Source organism: Streptomyces sp. 15-116A, assembly GCF_025290915.1.
Lineage (GTDB): Bacteria > Actinomycetota > Actinomycetes > Streptomycetales > Streptomycetaceae > Streptomyces.
Genome location: NZ_JAOCQE010000282.1, coordinates 1 through 7751 on the forward strand (window position 1 = coordinate 1; position 7751 = coordinate 7751).

The following is a 7751-nucleotide window of genomic DNA, read 5'->3' on the forward strand; positions in this document are numbered from 1 at the left end:
CCCGCCACCCCCCGCCCGTGCCTACGTCGGTTCCCGGCCGCCCACCTACGATCCCGAGCCGACCGCGTTGCCGGTCGCCGAGGTCGATCGGCTGGAGGATCTCGTGCCGGACACCGTGCTGGACGGGGCGCGGTACGGGGCCTGTACGTTACGGGCCGCTTCCGTGCGGGGGGATTCCGCCCGGTACCGGGGGGAGCCGCGGCGGGACGCGTTGCTCACCGCGCGGTTCGGGAGCGGGGAGAGCGCGCTCCTGCTCGTCGCCGTCGCGACGGGTGCGCGGACCGCGCCGGAGGCGCACCGTGCCGCCGCCGAGGCCTGCCGGTGGATCGGCAGGGCCGTCGGCCGCAGTCACGCCCGCCTCGTCGAGGACATCAGGGCCGCCCGGCGCGGCGACCTGAAGTCCGGCCTGCACCGGCTCACCGACCGCAGCCTCGGGAAACTCCGCGCCGGCGCAGCCGAGCAGGGCCTGGAGCCGGAGGCGTACGCCGCGACCCTGCGCTGCCTGCTCCTGCCCGCCGACCCCGACTGCCGCACCCGGGTCTTCTTCGGCGTCGGGGACGGCGGCCTGTTCCGGCTCCGCGACGGCGTCTGGCAGGACATCGAACCGCAGGTCACCGTGGTCAAGGGCGAGCCCGTCCTCGGCTTCGGCTCACCGCCCTCCGAGACCCCCGAGGGCGACCGCCTCACCATGGACCTCGGCATCCCCACACCCCCGAGCCCGTACGAGCCGGCCCCCGAGCCCCCGCGCGAGCCCTTCCGTTTCCGCACCTCGATAGCCCGCCCGGGTGACACCCTGCTGATGTGCGGCGCCGGACTCGCCGACCCCCTGCGCGGCGAGGAGGAACTCCGCGCCCACCTCGCCGACCGCTGGTCCCGCCCCGAACCCCCCGGCCTCGCCGCGTTCCTCGCCGACACCCAGGTACGGGTCAAGGGCTACGCGGACGACCGCACGGCCGTCGCCGTCTGGGAGGCGTGAGCGGCGCCCTTGTGAATTCATGGAAGCCATGGCCAGACAGAACGTCGCGGAACAATTCGTCGACATCCTCACCCGCGCGGGCGTCAAACGCCTCTACGGCGTCGTCGGCGACAGCCTCAACCCCGTCGTCGACGCCGTGCGCCGCCATCCCGCCATCGACTGGATCCACGTCCGGCACGAGGAGACCGCCGCCTTCGCCGCCGGCGCCGAGGCGCAGATCACCGGCCGGCTCGCCGCCTGCGCCGGCTCCTGCGGGCCGGGCAACCTGCACCTCATCAACGGCCTGTACGACGCCAACCGTTCCATGGCCCCCGTCCTCGCCCTCGCCTCCCAGATCCCGTCCAGCGAGATCGGGCTCGGGTACTTCCAGGAGACCCACCCCGACCAGCTGTTCCGCGAGTGCAGTCAGTACAGCGAGCTGATCTCCAGCCCGCGGCAGATGCCCCGGCTGCTGCAGACCGCCATCCAGCACGCGATCGGCCGCTCCGGCGTCAGCGTCGTCTCCCTGCCCGGCGACATCGCCGACCTGCCCGCACCGGAGAAGGCCGCCGAGTCCGCCCTCGTCACTTCCCGGCCCACCGTCCGCCCCGGTGACGCCGAGCTCGACCGGCTCGTCGACATGATCGACGCGGCCGAGAAGGTCACCCTGTTCTGCGGCAGCGGCACCAAGGGCGCGCACGCCGAGGTCATGGAGTTCGCGCAGAAGGTCAAGTCGCCCGTGGGGCACGCGCTGAGGGGCAAGGAGTGGATCCAGTACGACAACCCCTTCGACGTCGGCATGAGCGGTCTGCTCGGCTACGGCGCCGCCTACGAGGCCACCCACGAGTGCGACCTGCTGATCCTGCTGGGCACGGACTTCCCGTACAACGCCTTCCTCCCCGACGACGTACGGATCGTCCAGGTCGACGTGCGGCCCGAGCATCTGGGGCGGCGCTCGAAGCTGGACCTCGCGGTGTGGGGCGACGTACGGGAGACGCTGCGGTGTCTGATTCCGCGGGTGCGGGTCAAGGACGACCGGCGGTTCCTCGACCGGATGCTGAAGAAGCACGCGGAGGCGCTGGAGGGGGTGGTGAAGGCGTACACCAGGAAGGTGGAGAAGCATGTGCCGATCCACCCCGAGTACGTGGCGTACGTACTCGACGAACTCGCCGACGACGACGCCGTGTTCACCGTCGACACCGGCATGTGCAACGTCTGGGCCGCCCGCTACCTCTCGCCCAACGGCCGTCGCCGGGTGATCGGTTCCTTCTCCCACGGCTCGATGGCGAACGCGCTGCCCATGGCGATCGGCGCCCAGTTCACCGACCGGGGGCGGCAGGTCGTGTCGATGTCCGGGGACGGCGGATTCGCCATGCTGATGGGGGACTTCCTCACCCTCGTCCAGTACGACCTGCCGGTGAAGGTGGTGCTGTTCAACAACTCCTCGCTCGGCATGGTCGAGTTGGAGATGCTGGTCGCCGGGCTGCCGTCGTACGGCACGGCCAACAAGAACCCCGACTTCGCGGCCGTCGCGCGGGCGTGCGGGGCGTACGGGGTGCGCGTGGAGAAACCGAAGGAGCTCGCCGGGGCGCTGAAGTCCGCGTTCAAGCACAAGGGGCCGGCGCTCGTCGACGTCGTCACCGACCCCAACGCGCTGTCCATCCCGCCGAAGATCAGCCGGGAGATGGTCACCGGGTTCGCGCTGTCCGCGTCGAAGATCGTCCTTGACGGCGGGGTGGGCCGGATGCTGCAGATGGCCCGGTCGAACCTGCGCAACGTGCCCCGGCCGTGAGGCAGTTCAGGAGCCGCGGGTCCGCCAGCGGCGGTTCAGGGTGTCGTACTCGTAGTGCGGCAGGCCCTCGATGGCGCTGGTGCGGAACGGGCGGCCGTGGTCGTCGATCCGGACGGTGCCGGTGCGGCCCTGTGAGGACCAGTCCAGCTCCAGGTACCAGCGGCAGTCGCAGGTGCCGGTGCGGGCGGTCACCAGCAGCACCTCCGGGTCCTTCGCCGAGACCCGGTAGGGCAGGCGCACGGCCGGGATCGGCGTGCCCGCGTCGTTGCCGGGGACCGCGCGGGCGATGGGCCGGTCCTTGTCGAGGTCCACGTCGAAGTACCGCGGCGTGAGCGCGCCGCCGCAGCCCTGGTCCATGGCGTACGCGTTCCCCGCGACGGGCTCGGACCGCCCGGCGACCCGGACCCGCAGCGCGGTCAGTACCACCGCCGCCTCGGACCTGCCCTGCACGGACACCTCCACGAGCGTCTCCCGCCCGTGCACGGCGTTCTGTGTCGCCGCCCAGACACCGGCGTCCTGCGGAGCGGGCGGCGGCGGCACCTGAGCCGGCGGCTTGCCGACGACGTAGTCGTGCCCACAACCCTGGTCCCACGCCTGCGAGTCGACGGTCCAGGCGAGGGGTGTCGTCCCGGCAGGACCGGCGCCGGGTCCGCTCGGCGCGGCATCCGTCCCGGTCGCCGAGGCGGAGGGCTCGTCCCGTGGTCCGCCCGAACCGTCGGTGCCGTGCGGGCGCCTGGCCGTGCCGCTCGCGGAGGGGGAGGGGGACGCCGACGACGACGCCTCACCCCGTCCGGCGCTCCCGGACACGCTCACCGACGGCTCCCCGCCGGCCCGCACACCGTCGGCCGCGGACCGCTTCCCGCCCCCGTCCGGCAACGCGGACAGACTCCCCGCCACCCCGAGGACGGCACAGGCGACAGCGAGCAGCACCCGCCTGCGCCGATACCAACGCCGCCCCGGACCACCGCCCCCGGCCGGCCCGGTCGCACCGGCACCACCACGCCGCGCCGCCGCGGCCACGGGCCCGCGCACCACACCCCCGTCCCACACAGCCTCGCCACCCACACCGGACTCGTCGGCATCCCCCCGCCCGTCGACGGGAGCGGAGCCCCGACCGGAACCACCCGTCGGGCCGCTCCCCGCCCCGCGCGGACCACCGGGCTCGCCCACGGAGGCACTGGGAGTCCGCTCGTCCGCCCTCGGTTCGTGCGGCTCGGTCGCCGGCTCCGGCTGTGTGTCGATGTTCTGCCGGGTGCCCGCATCGACGTCCGTCGTGGCGGTGGGGGTGTCCGGGGCGGGCTCGGATCCGCTGCCCGCAGGGCCCGTGGCCCGGGGGCGTTGGCGGGTGGCTGTGGCTGCCAGCCAGCGGCGGTGGAGTTCCAGGCGTTCCTCCGGGGTCGCGCCGCACAGGGCCGCGAAGCGTTCCGCGGGGGCGAAGTCGACGGGGACCGCGTCGCCGGCGCAGTAGCGGTGCAGGGTGGAGGTGTTCATGCCGAGGCGGCGGGCCAGCGAGCCGTAGCTGCGGTCCGTCCGTTCCTTCAGCTCCCGCAGCAGCGCCGCGAACCCGGCCACCTCGTCCCGGCCGCCGTCGCCCTGTGCCGACACCGACACCCCCGCCTCTCGTCCCCGCCGCCGTCCCGGGCCCGGGACGGCATCCCAGGCACCCCATATACCTGCACGTCAGACAGGCTGGGATGGTTCCATGCCCGCCGGACCGCCCACGGCGCTTGCGCCCGCCCGGCGTGACCGCCGATGCTCTTGGTACCGCCCCGGCGGCCGCCGGACGGACCATCCCGGCCGTCGCGCCGGACCCGGCGTACGTACCACGCCAGACCCTACGGTTGCGGTACCTCACGCCGCGGCAGTTTCCATCCACCACGCACACACCACACGGGGGACACCCATGCCCAACCGCACCCGAGCCGGCGCACTCGCCGTCCTCACCGTCGCCGCCCTCACCGCCGGCACGGCACTCACCGCACCGGCCGGAGCGGCGGCGCACAATACCTCCGCCGCCCCGCGGTTCCTCTCCGCGTCCCAGCTGCCGCCGCACCCCTCCTCCGAGTGGACCGCCGGCCCCGTCACCGACGGCTTCCCGGTCCAGCTCGCCTACTGCCTGGGCGAGGGCGTGCCCGCCTACGACTACCGGCACCGGTTGTTCCACACCGACCTCGACACCGGCGCCGTGCAGGTCACCACCGTCACCGGCTCCGCGGCCAAGGGCAAGGCGCTGGCCGCCCGGCTGGACAAGGAGATCCGTACCTGCGCGGACCGCATCGAGCGGACGTACCCGGACGTCGAGGCCGAGGGCCGCTTCTACGGTGCGGTGCGGGTCGAGGAGGGCGCCAAGGTGTACGGGCTGCACACGGAGACCTCCTGGGGCGCCACGGACATCAACCTGCTGTCCGTCGGCCGGGACGGCAGGACCGTGACCGTCGTCGGCTGGGGACAGATGGGCGACTTCGGCGACGCCCCGGTGGCCGCCTTCAAGAAGACCACGAGGACGGCCGTCACCAAGCTCCACTGACCGCACGCCCCCCACGGCCACCACGAGAGCCGGGGCCGTCCTCTCGCCACGGGGGTCGGGAGGACGGCCCCGCGCGGGTCGGTGGCCGTCGCACTTCGGCCAACAACCGGCCGCCGGCGCCCGAACATGACTGCCTCCGTGCCGATGGGGCAAGCATTCCCGTGAGCGTGTTCGAGACACCGGGGGACGTCGAGCGGCACACGGGCGGGGGTCATGACGAGGCAGGTACGAGGAGGCCGTCCCGGCACGGGCGGGCCCTCGGTGAAGACGGTGGAGGAGACGGCCGACGCGGCCGCACAGCGGGGCCCCGCGGCCCAGCTCAGGCGCAGACTGGGGCGGGCCGACCTACGGGCGGTACCGGAGTCCCGGCGGGCGCTGCGCGAGCTGCTGCGGAGCTGGGGCAGGCCCGGCCGGTCCGAGATAGCGGAACTGCTCACCAGCGAACTGGTCACCAACGCGCTGGTGCACACCGACCGCGAGGCGGTGCTGACGGCCACCGTCGGACCGCGTGGACTGCGCGTGGAGGTACGGGACTTCGTGGCCCGCGAGCCCCGGCCGCGCGTACCGGACGCCGACGACGGTACGCACGGCCGGGGCCTCGTCCTGGTGGAGTCCCTGGCCGATCAGTGGGGGGTACGGCCGCACGCCGTGGGCAAGGCCGTCTGGTTCGAACTCGGCGCGGACGCCGCCTGAACCGCGGACGCCGCCTGAACCGCACCGGCTCAGCCGAACTGCTGCTCCAGGTCCTTGAGCTTGCGCTCCAGGGAGTCCAGCCGCGGCAGGGCCTGGGTGTCGTCCTCCGCGGTGAGGTCCACGGTCACCGGTTCAGTGGCGCCGCGCACCGGCTGGAGGGAGGGCCGCGTGCGCACGGGCAGAGGCTCCGGCGTCGCCGATATGGCAGGCTCCGCGGAGACCATGTCGTCGCCCCGCTCCACCGTCGTCGTCGCCTCCAGCTGTCGTCCGCCGCCGCGGCCCACGAAACCCCGGTGACCGCGGCTGATGGCCTTCAACTGGGCCCGCTCCACCCGCTCCTGCTCGCGCCGGCGCCGGCGCTCCGCGTCCTTCTGCCGCTGGTCCTCGCGGACCTCCTCGACCGCCTCGTCCAGGCTGCGCACGCCCTCCAGCAGCATCAGCGACCAGGCGCGGTACGTCTCCCGGGGCGCCCGCAGCCAGCGCACGATACGGATCTGCGGCAACGGGCGCGGCACCAGGCCCTGTTCGCGCAGTGCGGCCCTGCGGGTCTGCTTCAGCGCGCGGTCGAACAGCACCGCCGCCGACAGGGACATGCCCGCGAAGAAGTGCGGGGCGCCCGCGTGGCCGACGCCCCGGGGAGCGTGCACCCAGTTGAACCAGGCCGCCGCGAACGCGAACGTCCACACGAGTATCCGTGAGCCGAGTGCCGCGTCCCCGTGGCTGGCCTCGCGCACGGCGAGCACCGAGCAGAACATCGCCGCGCCGTCCAGGCCGAAGGGGACGAGGTACTGCCAGCCGCCGGACAGGCCGAGGTTCTGTTCACCGAAGCCGACCAGGCCGTGGAAGGAGAGCGCCGCGGCCACCGCCGCGCAGCAGAACAGCAGGACGTAGGAGACGGTGCCGTAGATGGCCTCCTTGCGCCTGCGGCGCTCCTCGCTGCGCTCCCACGAGTCGTCCAGGCTCGTGTCCTTGACCGAGGAGCGCTTGCCGCGCGCCAGCACCGCCACCGCCGCCAGCATGCCCAGGAGCAGCACGGCGCCCGGAAGCAGCCAGTTCAGCGATATGTCGGTCAGTCTCATCTAGGGGTCCCTTGCCTTGGGATAGGGCGTAACGCCCGCCATAGTGGCCCAATCGCCGCAGCCCTCAGGGGGTTTCGCGGCAACAGACCGCCAAGGAGGCGCAAGGGACCGCTCCAGGCGCATTTGTGCTCGAACTGCCGCTTGAATCACGGTGGTTGAGTTCGAATTAGTGTGACCGCCGGGGTGGTTCGGGAAACGGATGGGGCCGTTGGTGCCGAGCGCCGTCGGGTGCCCGGGGGCGGGTCAGCCGGCCTCGGCCAGCGCCCTGCCCCCGGCCCGCTGGGTCGCGCAGGTGCGCGGGCAGGTGGCGCACATGTCGTCGGGGCGCAGCGTGTAGAACATGCAGCAGCTGACCCGGTCCCGGGTGTGCGCGGGTTCACCGGCGGGGCCCGCCGACCGGCGGAACGCCGCCGCGCCCACGTACGGCTTGGTCGTGCCCGGCAGCAGCAGCTCCAGCTCGCGCATCGCCCGCTCCTCCTCGCCGAGCAGCTGCCCGACGTACCACAGGCTCTCCACGACCTCGTCGGTCGCCATGCCCCACAGGGCCCGGCCGCGCCGCCGCATACGGGGTCCGAATCCGGCCAGGACGGGTTCGAGGTGCTCGGAGACCGCCGCGCGGACCTCGGCGCGCAGCGCGTCCTCGTCGGGGACGACCCGCGCGCCGGGCAGCTCGGCGGCCGGATCGCCGGGGAGGCAGGCGAAGCC

The 7751-nt window shown here is 73.5% G+C and carries 7 protein-coding genes; 4 read left to right on the forward strand and 3 right to left on the reverse strand.

What is annotated here, in order from left to right; translation table 11 throughout:
* A partial coding sequence (locus N4P33_RS29615; RefSeq protein WP_260830023.1) for a protein phosphatase 2C domain-containing protein occupies positions 1 to 976 on the forward strand: 976 nt, incomplete at its 5' end.
* 28 nt (positions 977 to 1004) lie between these two features.
* Positions 1005 to 2747 (forward strand): pyruvate dehydrogenase, encoded by a 1743-nt coding sequence (locus tag N4P33_RS29620; protein ID WP_260830024.1) that lies wholly within the window; start codon positions 1005 to 1007, stop codon positions 2745 to 2747.
* 6 nt (positions 2748 to 2753) lie between these two features.
* Here the strand turns inward: N4P33_RS29620 and N4P33_RS29625 are convergent, their stop codons facing one another.
* The gene (locus tag N4P33_RS29625; protein WP_399030344.1) at positions 2754 to 4352 is read right to left on the reverse strand and encodes a helix-turn-helix domain-containing protein; all 1599 of its coding nucleotides are present in this window, start codon (positions 4350 to 4352) and stop codon (positions 2754 to 2756) included.
* A 298-nt stretch (positions 4353 to 4650) separates the two neighbouring features.
* Here N4P33_RS29625 and N4P33_RS29630 point away from each other — a divergent pair, with 298 nt between their 5' ends.
* Positions 4651 to 5274 carry a hypothetical protein gene (locus tag N4P33_RS29630; protein WP_260830026.1) on the forward strand — a complete coding sequence of 208 codons (624 nt, stop codon included), beginning with the start codon at positions 4651 to 4653 and terminating at the stop codon, positions 5272 to 5274.
* Between the two features lie 213 nt (positions 5275 to 5487).
* A complete protein-coding gene (locus N4P33_RS29635) occupies positions 5488 to 5967 on the forward strand; it encodes an ATP-binding protein (protein WP_260830027.1) in 480 nt (159 codons plus the stop codon).
* Between the two features lie 29 nt (positions 5968 to 5996).
* On the opposite strand, the gene N4P33_RS29640 is transcribed toward N4P33_RS29635, so the two are convergent.
* Positions 5997 to 7046 carry a DUF2637 domain-containing protein gene (locus N4P33_RS29640; protein ID WP_260830028.1) on the reverse strand — a complete coding sequence of 350 codons (1050 nt, stop codon included), beginning with the start codon at positions 7044 to 7046 and terminating at the stop codon, positions 5997 to 5999.
* Between the two features lie 243 nt (positions 7047 to 7289).
* The coding region (locus tag N4P33_RS29645; protein WP_260830029.1) for a (2Fe-2S)-binding protein at positions 7290 to 7751 on the reverse strand (462 nt) is incomplete at its 5' end.